Annotated in this window: 16 protein-coding genes; 9 read left to right on the top strand and 7 right to left on the bottom strand. The window is 65.5% G+C overall.

Annotation, left to right across the window (positions count from 1 at the left end; genetic code table 11):
• Nucleotides 1–75: 75 nt before the first annotated feature.
• Nucleotides 76–882: a substrate-binding periplasmic protein gene (locus EJA05_RS14695; protein ID WP_125858808.1), complete on the top strand. Its 807-nt coding sequence runs from the start codon at nt 76–78 to the stop codon at nt 880–882.
• Nucleotides 883–1,006: 124 nt separating this feature from the next.
• Nucleotides 1,007–1,690 (top strand): alpha/beta hydrolase, encoded by a 684-nt coding sequence (locus EJA05_RS14690; RefSeq protein WP_125858807.1) that lies wholly within the window; start codon nt 1,007–1,009, stop codon nt 1,688–1,690.
• 4 nt (nt 1,691–1,694) lie between these two features.
• Here the strand turns inward: EJA05_RS14690 and EJA05_RS14685 are convergent, their stop codons facing one another.
• A complete protein-coding gene (locus EJA05_RS14685; protein ID WP_125464231.1) occupies nt 1,695–1,982 on the bottom strand; it encodes a hypothetical protein in 288 nt (95 codons plus the stop codon).
• A 324-nt stretch (nt 1,983–2,306) separates the two neighbouring features.
• On the opposite strand from EJA05_RS14685, the gene EJA05_RS14680 reads away from it, so the two are divergent.
• Entirely contained in the window at nt 2,307–4,385 is a 2,079-nt protein-coding gene (locus tag EJA05_RS14680) for a putative bifunctional diguanylate cyclase/phosphodiesterase (protein WP_125858806.1), read from the top strand.
• Here the strand turns inward: EJA05_RS14680 and EJA05_RS14675 are convergent.
• Complete coding sequence (locus EJA05_RS14675; RefSeq protein ID WP_125858805.1) at nt 4,382–4,645, bottom strand: DUF1652 domain-containing protein; 264 nt, start codon at nt 4,643–4,645, stop codon at nt 4,382–4,384. The two genes, EJA05_RS14680 and EJA05_RS14675, sit on opposite strands and share 4 nt — an antisense overlap.
• A 298-nt stretch (nt 4,646–4,943) precedes the next feature.
• Between EJA05_RS14675 and EJA05_RS14670 the strand changes: the two genes are divergently transcribed.
• Nucleotides 4,944–6,173, top strand: a complete 1,230-nt coding sequence (locus tag EJA05_RS14670) for a pyridoxal phosphate-dependent aminotransferase (protein WP_125858804.1) — start codon at nt 4,944–4,946, stop codon at nt 6,171–6,173.
• Here EJA05_RS14670 and EJA05_RS14665 read toward each other — a convergent pair.
• Together EJA05_RS14665 and EJA05_RS14660 are read right to left on the bottom strand one after the other, a co-directional pair.
• Nucleotides 6,099–6,746, bottom strand: a complete 648-nt coding sequence (locus EJA05_RS14665; RefSeq protein WP_125858803.1) for a DUF1345 domain-containing protein — start codon at nt 6,744–6,746, stop codon at nt 6,099–6,101. The genes EJA05_RS14670 and EJA05_RS14665 overlap by 75 nt on opposite strands.
• Nucleotides 6,747–6,927: 181 nt before the next feature.
• Nucleotides 6,928–8,109 (bottom strand): NnrS family protein, encoded by a 1,182-nt coding sequence (locus EJA05_RS14660; RefSeq protein ID WP_125858802.1) that lies wholly within the window; start codon nt 8,107–8,109, stop codon nt 6,928–6,930.
• A gap of 210 nt (nt 8,110–8,319) precedes the next feature.
• Between EJA05_RS14660 and EJA05_RS14655 the strand changes: the two genes are divergently transcribed.
• On the top strand, nt 8,320–9,234 hold the full coding sequence (locus tag EJA05_RS14655) for a site-specific integrase (protein ID WP_125464226.1): 915 nt from the start codon (nt 8,320–8,322) through the stop codon (nt 9,232–9,234).
• A 194-nt stretch (nt 9,235–9,428) separates the two neighbouring features.
• On the opposite strand, the gene EJA05_RS14650 is transcribed toward EJA05_RS14655, so the two are convergent.
• The 3 genes from EJA05_RS14650 to gspG all read right to left on the bottom strand — a co-directional run bounded on the left by EJA05_RS14650 (nt 9,429) and on the right by gspG (nt 11,351).
• A complete protein-coding gene (locus tag EJA05_RS14650; protein WP_223811823.1) occupies nt 9,429–9,659 on the bottom strand; it encodes a nucleotidyl cyclase domain-containing protein in 231 nt (76 codons plus the stop codon).
• A gap of 64 nt (nt 9,660–9,723) precedes the next feature.
• Nucleotides 9,724–10,914: a type II secretion system F family protein gene (locus EJA05_RS14645; protein ID WP_125464225.1), complete on the bottom strand. Its 1,191-nt coding sequence runs from the start codon at nt 10,912–10,914 to the stop codon at nt 9,724–9,726.
• Between the two features lie 11 nt (nt 10,915–10,925).
• A complete protein-coding gene (gspG, locus tag EJA05_RS14640; protein ID WP_125858801.1) occupies nt 10,926–11,351 on the bottom strand; it encodes a type II secretion system major pseudopilin GspG in 426 nt (141 codons plus the stop codon).
• 174 nt (nt 11,352–11,525) lie between these two features.
• Here gspG and EJA05_RS14635 point away from each other — a divergent pair, with 174 nt between their 5' ends.
• From EJA05_RS14635 to EJA05_RS14620, 4 genes are all read left to right on the top strand, one after another.
• Nucleotides 11,526–12,140, top strand: coding sequence for a lytic transglycosylase domain-containing protein (locus EJA05_RS14635; protein ID WP_125858800.1), 615 nt, complete (start codon nt 11,526–11,528; stop codon nt 12,138–12,140).
• 118 nt (nt 12,141–12,258) lie between these two features.
• A complete protein-coding gene (locus EJA05_RS14630; protein WP_125858799.1) occupies nt 12,259–13,707 on the top strand; it encodes a sensor histidine kinase in 1,449 nt (482 codons plus the stop codon).
• A 280-nt stretch (nt 13,708–13,987) separates the two neighbouring features.
• On the top strand, nt 13,988–15,481 hold the full coding sequence (locus tag EJA05_RS14625; protein ID WP_125858798.1) for a sensor histidine kinase: 1,494 nt from the start codon (nt 13,988–13,990) through the stop codon (nt 15,479–15,481).
• On the top strand, nt 15,450–16,877 hold the full coding sequence (locus tag EJA05_RS14620) for a sigma-54-dependent transcriptional regulator (RefSeq protein ID WP_125858797.1): 1,428 nt from the start codon (nt 15,450–15,452) through the stop codon (nt 16,875–16,877). The genes EJA05_RS14625 and EJA05_RS14620 overlap by 32 nt, the downstream gene beginning before the upstream one ends.
• Nucleotides 16,878–16,979: the final 102 nt, after the last annotated feature.

The following is a 16,979-nucleotide window of genomic DNA, read 5'->3' as shown; positions in this document are numbered from 1 at the left end:
GGGCACTTTGACCAGGTCGGAGCATGGAGCGCCCCAGGCCATTTCTGTCAGGCACGCAGGAGCGAGAGGGTCGCGATGAGCGCACAGCGTCGGTACCGGTCGGTGTTATGGCTCGCCTTGGCCTTGCTGCCGACCCTCACCCTTGCACATGAGCCGTGCCGGCAACTGACCGCCACCGGCAACCCGGAATACCCACCTTACCTCTGGCGCGACCCACACAACCCCCAGCAACTGATCGGTGCCAATGCCGACCTGCTCAAGCACGTGGCCAGTGAGCTCGGGCTTGCGGTGCAGGTCCTCTACACCGGCCCCTGGTCGCGGGCCCAGGAAGAGCTGAACACCGGGCGTATCGACCTGATGGCCGGCTACTTTCATACCCAGGCCCGGGAGCAGTGGGTCGATTTCGTCAGCCCGCCGTTCCTGTTCAACTCCAGTGTGGTCTGGGTTCGCAAGGGCGAAGGCTTTGCCTATAGCGACTGGTCCGACCTGAAGGGGCGGCGCGGTGGGACCCTGGTCAACAACAGCCATGGCCAGGCCTTCGACGACTATGCCCGCGCGCAACTCAGCCTCGAAGCGGTGCCCAGCGCCACCCAGGCCTTCGAAAAGCTGCTGCGCAAACGCAATGACTACGTGATTTTCGAGCGCTATCCGGGCTTGGCCCTGGCCCGTACGCTGGACCAGGAGCAGCAGCTGGAGGTACTGGAGCCGCCGGTCTCCAGCGAAGGGCTGTACCTGGCGCTGTCGCACAAGTCCTCCTGCAACACGCCCGAACTGCGTGAGCAACTGGCGCTCAAGCTCAAAGCGCTGGTCGCAGGGCCGCTGCCCGAGCAACTGATGAGCGAGAACCTGGAACGCTGGAAGCGCCAGCAATCAGGGGAATGAAGCAGCGCTTTGGTCATGAGCAGGGCTGGCGCCTGCCACCTTTCATCTAAAGCGTGGCTGACGGTCGCCTATGCTGTTTCAGCGACATCCATGTCCCTCGATCACCCAGCGAAGAGGCAAGCCCATGAGCAAAAAGCCTACAGTCGTTCTCGTCCACGGTTTCTGGGGCGGCGCCGCCCATTGGGGCCGAGTGATCGTCGAACTGTCACGTAAAGGGATCAGTGAATTGCGGGCAGTGGAGCTGCCGTTGACCTCCCTGGCCGATGACGCCGAGCGCACGCGCAAGATGGTCGCGCAGGTACAGGGGCCGGTGCTGTTGGTGGGGCATTCCTACGGCGGCGCGGTGATTACCGAGGCGGGTAATGCGGCAAACGTGATGGGGCTGGTCTATATCGCAGCCTTCGCGCCCGATGCCGGGGAGAGCCCCGGCGGCCTGACGCAACAGCACCTGCCGGTGGCGGCGCCGAACCTTGAGCCGGACAGCGACGGCTACCTGTGGATCAAGGCCGACAAGTTCCACGAGAGCTTCTGCCAGGACCTGTCGGCTGACGATGCCCTGGTGATGGCGGTGACGCAGAAGGCGCCGCTGGCCAGTACCTTTGGCGACAACATCAGCGACCCGGCGTGGAAGCACAAGCCCTCGTGGTACCAGATTTCCAGCAAAGACCACATGATCGCACCGGCCAACCAGCAGATGATGTCGGCGCGGCTGAACGCGCGCAAAGTCATCACCCTGGACGCCAGCCATGCCTCGCTGGCGTCCCACGCACGGGAGGTGGCGGCACTGATCGAGGAAGCGCTCGGTTAGCTGTTCAGCTCTTGCACTTGGCCAGCACTACCTGGCAGGTCTTCGGTGCACCGCCGGAGCGGCCGGCATAGCGCATGCAGCTGTCCAGCGACTTGCGGCTGGCCGTGGCCAGGGTCGGGCCGAAGGCCAGGCCGCCTTCGCCGCTGCTGGGCATGGCCTTGGCGTAACAGTTGGAGCCTTGGGCGGCGTAGCGGGTACTGGCATGTTTGCTCGAGCAGCCGGCTGTGAGCGCCAGGCTCAGGGCGAGCAGGGGGAGGGCGAGCAAGGGCATGGGCCCGGACCGGGTGGCCATCGTGAGCTCCTGAAACAGTGGTAAAAGGTTGTGGCGGCTTGTACAGACTAGCTGGAGTCGCTTCGCTTGGCGCGTGAGGGTGCCCGACCAGCGCCGCCAAGTGCAAGCCCTGCAATGGCGGATGGCTTTGGCAGTGGTGCAACAGACGACAAGTGGCAATCTGCCTGTATCCGCTATCCCAGAGGCTCTAGCGCAGCTATTACGTCGCTTTCGGCTAGTCATTGGATCCATTCTCGCTCGCGAAAACCCCGTGCGTTTCGTCAAAGCTTGAGTACAATCATCGGCTTTTCCGGGCACCCCTTCGCCCCGCTCCTGGAAGTGCAAATGCTGATCGGTAGTTACTCCTCCTCGCTGGTGTTGATCTCGCTGTGCGTGGCCATTCTTGCCTCTTATACGGCCCTCGATCTGACCGGGCGCATCGCCACGGCCAAAGGGCGCGCGGTGCATCTGTGGATGGGGGGCGGGGCACTGGCCATGGGCATCGGCATCTGGTCGATGCACTTCATCGGCATGCTCGCCTTCAGCCTGCCGATCAGCCTGGGTTATGACACCACGCTGACGGCGCTGTCCCTGCTGATCGCGGTGCTGTCGTCGGGCTTTGCCCTGTGGCTGGTGAGCCAGCCGAAGCTGCCGTGGCTGCAGCTGGGCTTCGGTGCGCTGATCATGGGCACCGGCATCGCCTGCATGCACTACATGGGCATGGCCGCGCTGCGCATGCAGCCTGGGATCGACTATGACCCGACCCTGTTTGGCGCCTCCCTGGCCATCGCGGTAGGCGCATCGGCTGCGGCACTGTGGATCGCCTTCCGCCTACGCCAGCACACCCCGTATGTACGGCAGGTGCGTGGTGTGGCGGCGGTGGTGATGGGTATCGCCATCGTCGGCATGCACTACACCGGCATGGCGGCGGCGAACTTCCCCGAGGGCAGCTTCTGCGGCGCGCTGGCCGATGGCCTGGCCGGCGATGGCCTTGATTACCTGGTGCTGATCACCACCCTGGCGGTACTGGCCGTGGCACTGCTCACCTCGGTGCTGGATGCGCGCCTGGAAGCGCGCACGGCGGAGCTGGCGCGTTCGCTGACGCTGGCCAACCAGGAACTGACTCAACTGGCCCTGCATGACACCCTCACCGGGCTGCCCAACCGCACACTGCTGGCCGACCGCATCGAGCAGGCCATGGGCCGGGTGGCGGAGCAGGGCGGCTGCTTCGCCCTGATGTTCATCGACTTGGACGGTTTCAAGCCGGTCAACGATGCTTTTGGTCACCATATCGGCGACCTGCTGCTCAAGGCGGTGGCGGCGCGCTTGCGCGGCCACCTGCACAGCCAGGACACCCTGGCGCGTATCGGCGGTGACGAGTTCGTGCTGTTGGTCGAGCTTGGCGAGCCGGACGATGCCATGAACGTCGCGGCCAAGCAGGTCAACCTGATGGCCAAGCCGTTCCGGGTGGCCGAGCATGACCTGATGCTGTCGGCCAGCCTGGGCATCGTGCTCTATCCGGGCAACGGCCTGGATCAGCATGAGCTGCTGCGCAACGCCGACGCGGCGATGTACCACGCCAAGAGCGCCGGCAAGAACGGCTACAGCTTCTTCGACGCGTCGATGAACAGCAACGCACGCCAGCAGCTGCAATTGCTGCAGGACCTGCGCACGGCGCTGGAGCATGGCCAGTTCCGCCTGCATTACCAGCCCAAGTTCGACGCCGTCGCGCGCCAACCCATCGGCGCCGAGGCGCTGCTGCGCTGGGAGCATCCGCAACATGGCCTGATGCTGCCGGACCGCTTCATCGGCCTTGCCGAGAAGACCGGGCTGATCATCCCCATCGGCGAGTGGGTGCTGGGCGAGGCCTGCCGGCAGATGCGCCAATGGCTGGGCGAGGGGCGGGAGGACTGGCGTATCGCGGTCAACCTGTCGGCGATCCAGTTCTGCCATGCCGGGCTGGTCGACAGCGTCGCCCAGGCCCTCGCCGATAACGGCCTGCCGGCCAACCGGCTGACCCTGGAGATCACCGAAACCACCGCCATGCGTGACGCCGATGCCAGCCTGATGGTGCTGCAGCGCCTGTCGGACATGGGGGTGGACCTGTCCATCGATGATTTCGGCACCGGCTATTCCAGCCTCATGTACCTCAAGCGCCTGCCGGCCAACGAGCTGAAGATCGACCGAGGTTTCGTCCGCGACCTGGAGCAGGACAGCGATGATGCGGCGATCGTCTCGGCCATCGTTGCGCTGGGCCAGGCGCTGGGGCTGCGGATCGTCGCCGAGGGGGTGGAGACGGACCGTCAGCAGGATTTCCTGACCCGGTTGGGCTGTGACTCGCTGCAGGGTTACCTGCTGGGCCAGCCGGTACCGCCCGAGCAGTTCATGAATGGGCTGGACGCACGGCGGGAGACGGTAGGCTAGACCGCGTCGCGTAGCGGGTTGACGCTCAGGTCGAAGGTCTCCATCTCGGCCTCTACCGCTTCGATGATGCGCTCGACATCGGTGGCGGCCATGATGGCCGCGCAGGGGATGCCGGCGATGGCCAGCAGGGTTTCACCGCTGGCACGGTCGAAAAGACGGGCGACCATGCTGCGTGGCGCATCCATGCTGGCTTCGAAACCCAGAGGATGGAAATGCCAGCGCATCACCTGGCAGGCGTTGGGGAACGTCATCTTGTTCATGCCAGCCTCCTTGTTCGTTGCTGAACGGGGTGATGTCGACGCTAGAGGTCAGACGAGCCTTATCTGGCCGTCGGAATCTAACCATAGCAGTCGCCACGGCAACCTTCCGCGCAAAACATGACAAATGTGTTAATGCATGACGGCCGTCACAGTGGCCTGTTGGCGACCGGCTGGCGGCCGCCTGCCCGGGCAAACGTTTTCCCGCGGGGGCGGGGGCTGACGCCGGTGCTTGCTCTGCTATGTTTACCGACAGCGCGTTTCGGACCAGCGGCGCTGCCGGGCAGACAGGGAGACAGTCATGCGTTACGCCACGCTCACCCAACGTATTGCCGGCGACGCGGCTGCCGCCTGGGACATCCACTACCAGGCCCAGGCCCTGCGCAAGCAAGGCCGTGAGGTTTTCCTGCTGTCAGTGGGCGACCCGGATTTCGATACCCCCGCAGCGGTGGTTGAAGCCGCCGTGAGCAGCCTGCGCCGGGGCGACACCCATTACAGCGATGTGCGCGGCAGCCTGGCCCTGCGCGAGGCGATCGTGCGCCAGCGCCGGCTGGCGCTGCACCCGGACCAGGTGGTGGTCACCGCTGGCGCCCAATGCGCCTTGTATGCAACCTTCCAGTGCCTGTTCGAGGCGGGTGACGAAGTGATTGTCGCCGAGCCCATGTATGTCACTTATCACGGCGTGCTCGGTGCCTGCGGGGCGCAGGCGGTGCAGGTGGCCGTGCAGCCGGAGCAGGGCTTTCGCCTCGATCCCGAAGCGGTGGCCCGAGCCATCACCCCGCGCACCCGCGGGCTGCTGCTCAACAGCCCGCACAACCCCACCGGTGCGGTTATCCCTCCGGCAGACCTGCGCCGTCTGGCGCAATTGTGCCGCAAGCATGACCTTTGGCTGGTGTGCGACGAGGTCTATCGGGGCCTGCTGTATGAAGGCGAGGCGACCAGCCCGCTGGGCCTGCCGGGCATGGCCGAGCGCTGCGTGGTGATCGACAGCCTGTCCAAGACCCATGCCATGAGCGGCTGGCGGATTGGCTGGGTGATCGGGCCGCCGGCGCTGGCCGAGCACCTGACCAACCTGGCGATGGCGATGCTGTTCGGCCTGCCGGAGTTCGTGATGCAGGCCGCCTGCGTGGCGCTGCAACAGCAACTGCCGGAAGTGGCGTGCATGCGCGAGGCTTACCGCCAGCGGCGCGATCGGGTGTGCGCGGTGCTCGAAGGCTGCCCTGGGGTGCAGGCCCACCGGCCGGCCGGGGGCATGTTCGTGATGCTGGACATTCGCGCCACCGGGCTCAGCGCCCAGGCCTTCGCCCAGCGCCTGCTCGACGAGCAAGGCGTGGCGCTGCTGCCGGGGGATGCCTTCGGGCCGAGCGCTGCCGGGCATGTACGCCTGGGCCTGGTGCTGGAAGCCGAGGTGCTGGAGCAGGTATGCCGACGGATCGCCGCCTGTGCGCGGCGCCTGCTAGGCGAGCAGGCCAGCGGCGATGTTGATGGTGAAACCGAGGATCGCCGTGTTGAACACGAAGCCTACCAGTGAGTGGGCCAGCACCACCCGGCGCATGGCGCGCCCGCCGACCCCCACGTCCGAGGTCTGCACGGCGACGCTGATGGTGAACGAGAAATAGTGGAAGTCCCAGTAGTCCGGGTTGCGCTCGCCATCGGCGAAGCGCAGCGGTGGTTCGTGGCGGTTGCCGGTGTAGAACAGCCGGGCGTAGTGCAGGCTGAAGATGCAGCCGATCATCAGCCACGAGCCGGCGACGGTGAGGCCGGTGTACAGGTAGTGCAGGGCCAGGGCGTTGCCCGCAAGGCCCCGGCTTGAAACCAGTTGCAGGGTCACCGCGGCGAGGCTGGCGATGGCGGCGACGCTCACGGTGATCAGCACCAGGCCGGCGTTTTCGTCCTCGATGCGGGCCACCCTGCGCACCCTGTCGGGCGTGGCCCGCAGGCTGAGCCAGAGGACCATCAGCAGGTACAGCCAGACCCCGAGGTTCCAGCCGGCGAGGATGTGCTGCACGATGTCGTCGGCCGGGATCAGCCAGGCGCCGGCAAGGCCGGCCAAGGTGGCGAGGGTGAGACGGGGGTGGGTGCGGGTCAGGTGGTGGAGGGCCATGCGGTCTCGTTGTTGAAGAAGAGTGCCGTTCAACTGTAGCCCAGTCTGCCTCCCTTCGCGGCGCTTCGGCGCTCCCACAGGAGGCGTATTTCCTGACCTGTACGCTGTACCTGTGGGAGCGGGCTTGCCCGCGAAGGGCTGCGAAGCAGCCCCAATCCGGCTTGACCAACCAGCAGCAGGACTAACCCGGCATCCCATCTACACGGGGCCGCATCAGAATCGGCAGGTAGTGCCAAACGAACAGCAGCAACGCCGCGCAGCCAAACATCACCGAAAGCCCCAGCCCCAGTGACGAGAAGGGCGTCACCAGCACCCGTGCAACCGCGGCCAGCTGGATCAGGGCAAACGCCCAGCCGATGCTGCGCGGCACCTGCAAAGGCCGCCCGGTATGCCCCAGGCTGACCCGCGCCATCATCGCCACGATCAGCCCGGTCATCGCCCCTACCGTCAGCGCGTGGGCTGGCAGGCTGGGGTTGAGCGCAACGCCCGCATGCCACATGGCCAGGCCCAGGCAGGCCGGGATCAGCCAGGCATAGGCCAGGTGCAGCGACCACAACAGCGGCAGCCGCCACAGGCCACGGTCGTGCCACAGCACCAGGCGCACCGCGTGCAGCACGGCGAGGGCAGCGAACAGCACCGCCATGGCGGGTTGTGGGGTGTCGTTGAGGCCGAGCACATAACTGATCGGCAGGGCCACGCTGCCCAGCAGGCAGGCGCGGTCAAGCCAGGGCCGGGCCGGGGCGGGGCTCATGTTGCCCAAGCCGCGGCGGGTGAAGAACGGGATGACCCGCCCGCCGATCACGCTCATCATCGCCGCCACCAGCCACAACCCGGCGAGCGCGCCACGCCGTTGCCACGCCTCGTCCTGGTTCAGCCAGCCGAGCAGGGTGAGCCACTGGCAGCTGGCGAGCAGCAGCACCAGCGCCACGATCGGGTAGTTGTTGCGCAAACGCCGCTGGATGATCGGCCGCGCCAGGGCCAGCGCCACCAGCGGCAGGAATGCGCCATGCACGGCCACCAGCAGTGCTGGCGGCAGCGCCAGGAACCAACTGGCGCGCCCCAGCAGCCAGAGCAGGAACAGGCCCTGCAGCCAGCGCCCGCTGAGGCCAGGCAGGCCGCTCCAGTTCTGCACTGCCGTGAGCAGGAAGCCGGCGACGATCGCCACGGCAAAGCCGAACAGCATTTCGTGTCGGTGCCAGGCGAGCATGCCGCCAGGGGCGGTGGTGTGCAGGGCGCCACTGAGCACGCCGGCCCATAGCAACAGGGCGAGCAGGGCGAACAGGCTGCCGCCGAGGAAGAATGGTCGAAAACCCAGGGCCCAGAGGGCCTGGCGCGGACGGGCGGCAATCGGCTGGACAAGCATGGCAGGACCCTTGGTTCGATCACAGAGGTTGAATGGGGTAACATCACGAACCGTGCCAGCGCTCAAACCCTTGAATATCAAGGTGATGGCACATCACTGAGTCATATTGACCAGATTATTTTGTTGTCGTTTTGACATCTTCGTGTGTCATAACGACTCGCTTTACGCTTTGCTTCACCACGAGCAAGGCTTCGCTACAGGATCCCCGTTGTGATTGACCTCGCGCGCAACCCGCTGCTGCAGTACCTGGCCCGCCTGGCCCCGTCCAGTCAGCTGACCATGCGCTATATCCTCCAGGACGCTGCTGACCGCCTGGGTTTTGTCGATGCCGACATCGCCGATGTGCCGTGGCACCACCTCGAGCCCGGCCATGTGATCGCCCTGGTTGCCGCCCTGCGTGCCGACGGCTATGCCCCAAACACCTCTTCGCTGTACGTCAATGCCGTGCGCGGGGTGATGAACGAGGCCTGGCGGCTGGGGCTGATCGAGCATGAACAACTGCTGAAGATCCGCGAGATCAAGCCAGCCAGCGGCAGCCGCCTGCCCCCGGGGCGCAACCTGCGGCGTAGCCTGATTCGTGAGCTGATGGAGGTCTGCGCCGCCGACCCGCGGCCCCAGGGCGTGCGCGATGCGGCGATCCTCGCGCTGCTGTATGGCACCGGCATGCGCAAGTCGGAGTCGGTGGACATCGACCTGGCCCAGGTGGACTTCCAGGAGCGCTGCGTGCAGGTGCTGGGCAAGGGCAACCGCCAGTTGCTCAAGTACGCCCCGGCCTGGGCCTTCGACAAGCTCTCGGCCTGGCTCGAGCTGCGCCGCCAGCACCTGCCGGCCGGCGAGCGTGACGACAGTTTCCTGTTCAACCGCATCCGCCGCGGCAGCCACATCACCCGCGCGCGCATCACCAAGCACGCCATCTACTACATCGCCCGCCAGCGCGGGGCGCAGGTGGGGGCGAAGATTATGCCCCACGACTTCCGTCGGGCGTTCATCACCCGGGTGATCGAGGAACATGACCTGTCGATCGCCCAGAAGCTGGCGCACCACGCCAATATCCAGACCACGGCGATTTATGACCGGCGCGATGACAACGAGCGGCGACGGGCGGTGGAGCGCTTCGACTATTGAGCAGTGCCGGTCGGCGCAACTGCTGGCCCCATCGCTGGCAAGCCAGCTCCCACCTGGACCGTGCTGACCACCCCTTATGCGCTCCTACAGTGGGCGTGCAAGTTGATTGTGTGGGAGCCGGCTTGCCGGCGATGAGGCCAGTGCAGGCAAGCCAAGACCGTCGCCTGCACAGGATCATCTTGCGCAGGGGGCGCTCAAGCCCCGGCGTATTGCAACACCCGGCTGCGCCCCTGTTGCTTGGCCGCATACAGCGCATGGTCGGCCATCGACAGCAGCCGTGACAGATCGCATTCCGGTGCCAGCCGGCTGACGATGCCGATGCTCACCCCCAGCCTCCCGCAGTCCAGCATCGGCAGCCCGGCAAACCCGGCGCAGATCCGTTGCGCCACGGCGACCAGCATCAGGGGTGGCAGGCTAAGCGGCACGTGGCGGGGCTCTGGGGATAAGCCGCGAATGCCAAGCCAGGTGTGTGGCCATTTGCTACTGCGCTCAGTGAATGCTCGAAGCCAGTTCGAAGATCGGCATGTACATCAGGATCACGATCAGGCCGATCAACAAGCCGATGAAGGTCATCAGCAGCGGCTCGAACAGCTTGACGAACCACTCGACCCAACGCCCGATCTCCTGGTCGTGGAAGTCGGCGCAGCGCTCCAGCATCTCGCCGAGGTTGCCCGACTGCTCGCCGGCCCGCAGCAGGCGCAGCGACACCGGTGTCACCAGTTGCCCGGCTTCCAGTGCATCGGACAGCGGCAAGCCTTCGGCCACGCGACGGCTGGCCTGTTCCAGGCCCTCGGCGGCGGCGCTGCCCAGCAGCCCCCGGGCCATGCCCAGGGCGGTGAGGATGGGGATACCACCCTGCAGCAGAATCCCCAGCGAGCGGTAGAAGCGCGCCAGTTCGTACATCACCAGGCGCTGGTGCAGGGCCGGGACACGGCGCAGCTGGCGACTGGCCCAGCGGCGCACGGCCGGGTGGCGGCGCAGGGTGACCAGCAGCGTGATGGCGCCCAGCGTACCGAGCCCCAGGGGCAGTTGCTGGGCGTGCAGGAACAAGCCGATCTGCATCAGCACCCGTGACAGCCATGGCAACTCGGTGCCCATGCCCTCGAACACCAGGCTGAAACGCGGCACCACGTAGCCGAGCAGGAACAGCACCACGCCACCGCCCACCAGCAACAGCAGCAGCGGGTAGACCGAGGCGCCCACCAGCTTCTGGCGCACCAGGTCCAGGCGCTGGCGGTAGCCGATGTAGCGCGTCAGCGCATCGCCCAGCGCCCCGGTGCGTTCACTGGACTGCACCAGCGCCACATACAGCGTGGGGAATACCCGTGGCTGCTGGGCCAGGGCCTGGGACAACGAGCGCCCTTCATAGAGCTGGCGCACCAGCTGTTCCAGGGTCTTGCGTGCGCCGCCTGCTGGCGATTTCTCGGCCAGGCTTTCCAGCGCGTCGATCAGCGGCAGGCCAGCATTGAGCAGGGTGGTCAGCTCCTGGCTGAACAGCACCAGGTCGAACGCTGGCGCGCGACGCCAGGGCAGGGCACGCAGGCCAAGGCCCATGCTGCGCGCGCTGAGTACCCGCAGGCCCTGGTCCTCGGCCTGGCGCCGCGCCTGTTCGAGGTCTTCGGCCTCCACCTGCAGTTGCACCACGCCCTGGCTGCCCAGGGCCTTGAGCTGATAGCGCATGGCCGGGCTCCTTATTGCCAGCTGGTGATCTCGGCGTTCTCGCCATCGCCGCCGGGCTGGCCGTCTTTGCCCATCGACAGCAGGTCGTACTCGCCGCCGTTCTCGCCGGGTTGCCGGTAGATGTAGGGGCGGCCCCAGGGGTCCTGGGGCACGGCTTTCTGCAGGTAGGGCCCGGACCAGCGCGCCTCGCCGCTGGGGGCTACGGTCAGCGCCTGCAGGCCCTGTTCGCTGCTGGGGTAATGGCCGACTTCCAGGCGGTACAGGTCCAGGGCCTTGCCCAGGCCTTCGATCTGCGCTCGCGCCACCTTGGCCTCGGAACGGCCGAGCTGGCTGAAGTACTTGGGCGCGACGATACCGGCCAGCAGGCCAAGTACCACCAGCACCACCAGCAGTTCGAGCAGGGTGAAGCCCTGTTGGGCATTGATTCTGCGCTGCATGGGGAAACCCTCCGTTGCGTGTGCACAGCTGCCATGCAACAGCCGTGCACGTCTGCGCCGGGGCCTTGCGCCATGCGGGATGGCAAGCGGCACGCTGCTTGCGTCGTGCTCCGTACATCCGGGTTTTCCGGGGCATTTCCCCCACATCGGGGGCCACGGTGGGAGGCGAACGACATGCGTGGACTGAGTTTTCTTTGCCTGGCAGCAGGATTGATGTCGGCAGTGGTGATGCCGGAGGCAATAGCCGACGTGTACATCGCCAGCGACGGCAAGGGCGGCTTCATCCTGTCCAACGTGCACCGCCCAGGCCGGCAGTACGAGCGGGTGATCAGTGAGTCTACGGCGGACGGCGGGCCGGCCAACGCCCAACTGGTCACCGGCCGGCCCTACGCCGATCTGGTGGCCGCCGCCGCCCTGGCCAATGATGTGCCCCAGGCACTGCTGCATGCGCTGATCAAGGCCGAGTCGGGCTACAACCCCAAGGCGCGTTCGCCCAAGGGCGCGGCGGGGCTGATGCAGTTGATGCCGGATACGGCCAAGGAAATGGGGGTCAAGGACGTACTCGACCCGAAATCCAATGTGCAGGGCGGGGCACGCTATCTCAAACGCATGCTGACCCTGTTCGACAACGACATCACCCTGGCCGTCGCCGCCTACAACGCCGGGCCCGAAGCGGTGCTCAGCCGCGGCAAGGTGGTGCCGCCGTTTGCCGAGACGCGGCGTTATGTGCCCAACGTGCTGCGTGATTACCGCCTGTTGCGGGGTTTGGCCGAAGATTCGCCGCTGTAGCCAGGTGGGCTGACGGGTCCCTTGGTCGCGAAAGTACCGGGCAGTGGCGTAAAACCATCATGGTTTCCCCAACACTGGGCTATAACCTTCAAACAGGTGCCCAGCCGCGGAGCCCGCCATGGACCTCGCCCCCCGTTCCGAGACACTCATGCCTGCCGCCGAGGCCAGCACGGCGCGCCGGCCATTCAACCTGCTGCGCTGGTATGCCTGGGTCAGCTTGGCATTCATCGTTTCGGTGGCCGTGGGGCTGGGGTTGATCTCCAGCCGCTACATCATCGACGAGAGCGTCCAGCGCGATGCGTTGCTGACCGCCCAGTTCATCACCTCGATAGCGGACGCAGAGGTGCGCCATGTGTCGATCCCCAATGTGCGCACCATGGGCGAGCTGCTCGACCCGCGTACCGATCACGGCATGCCGGATGTCGACCCCGAGGCCCGGCGTAGGGCCCGAGGCGAGTTTCTCGACCATATCGCCCACCTGCCGGACATGCTCCTGGCCAACATCTATGCCCCCGACCGCACGGTGATCTGGTCGAGCAACCCGGCGCTGGTGGGCAAGCTGATCGAGGGCGACGACGACCTCGACCGGGCCTTCGAGTACAAGATGCGGGTGTCGGCGAGTTACCACGACTTCGATAAAGCGCGCAGTGAACAGAAGTTCGTCACCCCGCCTGAACAGCTGTTCATCGAGAACTACATTCCGCTGTTCGATGCCGATAACGATCAAGTCACCGCCATGGTGGAGATCTACAAGGAGCCCCACGACCTGATCGTGCGCATCGAGCATGGCCTGCTGTTGATCTGGCTGGCCGTGGTGGTGGGCGCCGGGCTGGTCTATGCCGGGCTGTACGGCATCATGCGCCGGGCCGCGCGCTTGCTGGCCGTGCAGCAGAAGCGGCTGATCGGCAACGAGACTTTCGTTGCCCTGGGCGAGGTGTCTTCGGCGGTGGCCCACAGCCTGCGCAACCCGCTGGCCAGCATCCGCTCCAGCGCCGAGCTGGCCCAGGCCTTCGACGAGGGCCCGGCGCAAAAGCATGTGAATGACATCATCAACCAGGTCGACCGAATGTCGCACTGGGTGCGTGAGCTGTTGCAGTCGCTGCGCCCGTTGAGTGAAGAGGCGGTGCCGGTGGACCTGGGCCAGGCCCTGCAGACCAGCCTGCAAGCCTATGACACGGCGCTGCGGCGCAACAGCGTGCAGGTGCGCCTGGCCGAATTGCCAGCGGTGCAGGTGCTTGGGCAGCCGGTGTTGCTCGGGCAGATTTTCAACAGTTTGATCGCCAATGCCCTGGAGTCGATGGAGCAGGGCGGCGAGCTGCGGGTGGAGCTGGTGCGCCACGATCGACGCAGCCTGACGCTGCGCCTTTCGGACACCGGCCGGGGGATGAGCGAGCAGCAACAGCGCCTGGCCTTCCGGCCGTTCTTCTCCACCAAACAGGGAGGCCTGGGGGTGGGGTTGATGCTGGTCAAGCGGATCATGGAGCGCTTTGGCGGCTCGGTGCGGTTGAGCAGTTATGAAGGCGTCGGTACCCGGGTGTCGCTCAACTTCCGCCTGGCCCAGTCATGACATGGATACCGGTGGCATTGCGCAGGCACATGGTTTCATTGGGGTTGCAAATGATGGGTGAAGATTACCCAAATGTGGGGAACATTTCTCTAACTTACTTTATGAATATTCGCTAACTACCTGATTATCAATGAATATTTAAATGAGACAAGTGCTGGCCAAAATCTTGCTTTCCATCATCTAACCTTCGGCCAAGGCCGGCATCATGGTCGGCAGCCATCAATGTGCTACTGCGCGTAGCGCAGGCCATCCTCGGCAGTATCCAGGCGGGAATCAGGCGATGCAGACACTGCAGGACGAAGCCCCCGACAAATCCGCTGCGCCCTCGACCGGGCAGGCTGCGCCGCTACGCGACTTCAACCTGCTGCGCTGGTTTTCACTGGTCAGCCTGCTGATCATCGCTTCAGTGGCCATTGGCCTTGGCTATGCGTCGACACGCTTTGTAGTGCGTGACAGCGTCGAGCGCGATGCCATGCTCACCGCCCAGTTCATCCAGGCCATGGCCCAGGCCGAGGTACGCCATTCGCAATTGCCGCCGGGCGTCACCATGGGCGAGCTGCTCGACCCTCGGCTCGACCAGCAGCACCTGCAGTTCACTCCGCAACTCGCCGAGTCGACCCGGGTGGAGTTCCTCGACCATGTCGAGCACCTGCCCGACACGCTGTTGGCCAACGTCTATGCCCGTGACCGTACGGTGATCTGGTCGACCAATGTGCAACTGATCGGCAAGCGCATCGATGAAGATGACGACCTCGAGCATGCCTTCCGCTCGCGCAAATCGGTCTCGGCCAGTTACCACAAGGCAGACGAGGATCGCGAGGAGCAGAAGTTCGAGCACGAGCCGCGCCACCTGTTCATCGAGAACTACATTCCCTTGTTCGACAGCCAGGGCGAGCAAGTGCTGGCCATGGTCGAGATCTACAAGGAGCCTCAGGACCTGGTGCGACGCATCCAGCGTGGCTATGTGCTGATCTGGGGTTCGACCCTGGCAGGTGGTGGGCTGATCTACTTCGGGCTGTTCTGGATCGTGCGCCGGGCTGCGGGCATGCTGCACCACCAGCAGGATCGCCTGGTGGCGAGCGAAACCTATGCCGCCCTTGGCGAGATGTCCTCGGCGTTGGCCCACAGCCTGCGCAATCCGCTGGCCAACATACGCTCGAGCGCCGAGCTGGCCCAGGAGATCGCCAACCCGGCGGCGCAGAAGAATATCGGTGACATCGTTACCCAGGTCGACCGCATGTCACGTTGGGTACGCGACCTGCTGGTGTCGCTGCGCCCGGTCAGTGACGAGCCCGAGGCCGTCGACCTGGTCGCCGCCATCGAGGATGCGCGGCAGATGTTCACCCCACAGATCCAGCGTAACGCTGTGCGCTTCAGCTTCAGCGGGCCCGCCGAGCAGTGGGTGGCCAGCCAGCCGTTGCAGCTGACGCAGATCCTCAACAGCCTGTTCGCCAACGCGCTGGAAGCGATGCCCCAGGGCGGCGAGTTGCGTGCCGAGGTGCTGACGCTGGATGGGCAGCAGGCCCAGCTGTTGCTCAGCGACACCGGCAAAGGCATGACCGAGCAGCAGAAACGCATGGTGTTCAAACCCTTTTTCACCACCAAGCAGGGCGGCCTGGGTGTCGGCCTTGCGTTGGTCAAACGCATCATGGAGCGCTTTGGCGGTTCGGTCGAGCTGAGCAGCCGCGAAGAGGAAGGAACCCGCGTCAGCCTTACTTTCAATCTTGCAGCGGGAGGGGACCATGGATCACAGCATCCTGGTGGTAGAGGATGACGAAATCCTCGCCGACAACATTTGCACCTACCTGAAACTCAAAGGCTTCGAGGTGACGGTGTGCCACAGCGCCGAGCTGGCCCTGGAGCAGATCAAGCGGGCCCAGCCTGACGCGGTCCTCACCGACAACTCGCTGCCCGGCATGAGTGGCCATGACCTGTTGCGCACCCTGGTGGCCCAGGCCCCGGAGCTCAAAGTGATCATGATGACCGGCTACGGCAACGTCGAGGACGCCGTGCTGGCCATGAAGGAGGGCGCCTTCCACTACCTCACCAAGCCGGTGGTGCTGGCCGAGCTCAAGCTGATGCTGGACAAGGCCCTGGCCACCGAGCGCATGGAACGTACGCTGTCGTTCTACCAGGAGCGCGAGGCACAAAAGTCCGGTTTGCAGGCGCTGATCGGCGAGTCACCCGTCATGCTCGAGCTCAAGCACACCCTGCGCCAGCTGCTCGATGCCGAACGGCGCATGGCCAGCGACGACCTGCCGCCTGTGCTGGTTGAAGGCGAAACCGGCACCGGCAAGGAGCTGGTGGCGCGCGCCCTGCATTTCGACGGCAGCCGCGCCAAGGGGCCTTTCATCGAGTTCAACTGCGCGTCGATCCCGGCCAACTTGTTGGAAGCCGAACTGTTTGGCCATGAGAAGGGCGCCTTCACCGATGCCAAGGAGCGCCGCGTGGGCCTGGTCGAGGCGGCCGATGGCGGCACCCTGTTCCTCGACGAGATCGGCGAGATGGACCTGGTGCTGCAGGCCAAGCTGCTCAAGCTGCTCGAAGATCGCAGCATTCGCCGCATTGGCGCGGTGAAGGAGCGCAAGGTCGATTTGCGGGTGATCAGCGCCACCAACTGCAACCTCGAGCAGATGGTGCAGCAGGGCAAGTTCCGTCGCGACCTGTTCTTCCGCCTGCGCATCATCGCCCTCAAGGTGCCCCGGCTGTATGCCCGTGGCCAGGACATCCTGCGCCTGGCGCGGCACTTCCTCGCCCATCACGGGCGACGCTACGGCAAGCCTGGGCTGCGTTTCTCCGCCGAGGCCGAGGCGATGATGCTCGGCTACAGCTGGCCGGGCAATGTCCGCGAACTGCGCAACATGCTTGAGCAGACCGTATTGCTGGCACCCAGCGAGGTGATCGGTGCGCACCAGTTGAACCTGTGCCTGACCCTGGTTGATGAACCCGTAGCCCAATCGGCGCCGGCGGCCATCTTCGAACTGCCTCGGCATGAACCGGAAACCGCTGGCAGCCTGCCGGACATGGAGCGCGACATGGTGTGCCGCACCCTCGACCGCACCGACTGGAATGTCACCAAGTCGGCACGCCTGCTGGGGCTGTCGCGGGACATGCTGCGCTACAAGATCGAAAAACTGGGGTTGACGCGGCCGGACAAGCGGCAGTGGTGAGGCGCCGTATGGGCCCTGACAGAGTTCGTGGGAGCGGGCTTGCCCCGCGATTTGGGCCTTACCGGTTGGCTCAGGGCCATGCCAAGCAAGCCGCGGGGCAGG

The organism is Pseudomonas oryziphila, from assembly GCF_003940825.1.
Classification (GTDB): domain Bacteria; phylum Pseudomonadota; class Gammaproteobacteria; order Pseudomonadales; family Pseudomonadaceae; genus Aquipseudomonas; species Aquipseudomonas sichuanensis.
Note: the sequence above shows the minus strand (reverse complement) of the source record. Positions and strands in the feature narration are given on the sequence as shown.